This is a genomic window from Mesorhizobium sp. M1E.F.Ca.ET.041.01.1.1 (assembly GCF_003997355.1).
Lineage (GTDB): Bacteria > Pseudomonadota > Alphaproteobacteria > Rhizobiales > Rhizobiaceae > Mesorhizobium.
This window is the reverse complement of the sequence record NZ_RZSL01001036.1, coordinates 1-1,258: the sequence shown is the minus strand read 5'-3', so window position 1 is coordinate 1,258 and position 1,258 is coordinate 1. Positions and strand designations below refer to the sequence as shown.

Here is a 1,258-nt window from a genome sequence, read left to right as displayed (position 1 = left end):
GTACCGATCATGGCGCCGCCGGCGAACCTGTTCATCAGGCGCATGCGCCGCGGAGTCCTGAACCAGCCCGAAGCCCGCCCGGCAAGTGCCGCGTAGATCCCCATGGTGACGATGTTGACGCCGATCACGACCATGACCACCAGCAGCCCGTCGGCAAAGGTCATGGCGTCCAGGTCGAGGATCAGCGGCATAATCGAGGCGTGGAAAAGGATCGCCTTTGGATTGCCGAGCGCGATCGAGGCCCCGAGGAAAAACGATCGGAAGAGCCCTGCCTGGGCCGTGCGCGCCCCATCTTCATGGGTAGCGGCCGATCGCCACATCCTGATGCCGAGGAAGACCAGATAGGCGGCGCCCGCATATTTCAGCGCAAGGAACACCCATTCGAAGGTCTGTGCCAGTGCCACGAGACCCAACAGCGCCAGGGTCACCAGCACCGCGTCGCCGGCGGCGACGCCGACACCGGCCACCAAGGCGCGGACGAACCCACGCGAGACGCCGTTGGTGATGACGGTGAACATGGCAGGGCCGGGCGTGGCGGCGGCGAGCGTTATCGCACCGCAGTAAGCCAGAAATGTCGTCAGCGTCATGGTCTTATTTTCCCATTTGGCACCCGCACGCGGCGGAAGATCGCGACGATCTCCTCGCGGCTGCATTCTACGGCGCCGAGCCGCACGGCGCGGTCGCGTTCGAAGCCGGTTATGTCATAGTGTGGCGCCGAAGTCTTGGGCGGCCCCTGGTAGGACGAGCGCTTGACGCCGAGCTCGGCGGCGAAGCGGTGCAGCTCGGCGGTGTCGTCGGCGAGCAGATGGCACCAACGATGGCCGGCCCATTTCCAGATCGCCGCATCGACATAGACAGCCATTGAACCTGCCGCACTCCAACCGACATGGACGGCCCGCTCCCGATCACTCGGGCCAATGTGAAGTCAGCGATGATAGAAGGGATTCGGATAGGAAATGAAGCCGCCGCCGGCGTCGAGCTCAGTCACGATCCGCGTGACGGCTTCCTGCATGCGCGAGCGCAATGTAGCGAGCGCCTTGTCGAGCGAGCTGTCACAAGCATGCAACGCCAAGGGCTCGGGCATGCGAATATGGGCGCGGCGCGGCCCGGCGGGTTGCGGGATGAAGCGGTTGATCGTGTCCCGCAATGAGCCCCTGCAATAGTCGTTGCGGACGCGCTTCAGATGCCCGGCGATCTCCTCCTGCGTGATCGTCGCAGCGGCAAAGGCCCAGCGGCCGACACGCTGGACGCGCTGGAT

General features: G+C 64.9%; 2 protein-coding genes and 1 pseudogene. All 3 read right to left on the bottom strand.

The genetic code is table 11. The annotated features are described in order from the left end of the window. Positions 1 to 587 (bottom strand): LysE family translocator (locus EOA38_RS37115; RefSeq protein WP_145966316.1); only part of this gene is annotated, 587 nt, incomplete at its 3' end. Then, entirely contained in the window at positions 584 to 862 is a 279-nt protein-coding gene (locus tag EOA38_RS37110; protein ID WP_126093877.1) for a DUF4031 domain-containing protein, read from the bottom strand. The genes EOA38_RS37115 and EOA38_RS37110, both read right to left, overlap by 4 nt. A 63-nt stretch (positions 863 to 925) precedes the next feature. Then, a pseudogene (locus EOA38_RS37105) lies at positions 926 to 1,258 on the bottom strand (hypothetical protein); the annotation flags it as partial.

Coding starts and splice junctions, on each gene's coding strand:
- EOA38_RS37110 (WP_126093877.1), bottom strand. CDS start 862: ATGGCTGTCTATGTCGATGCGGCGATCTGGAAATGGGCCGGCCATCGT.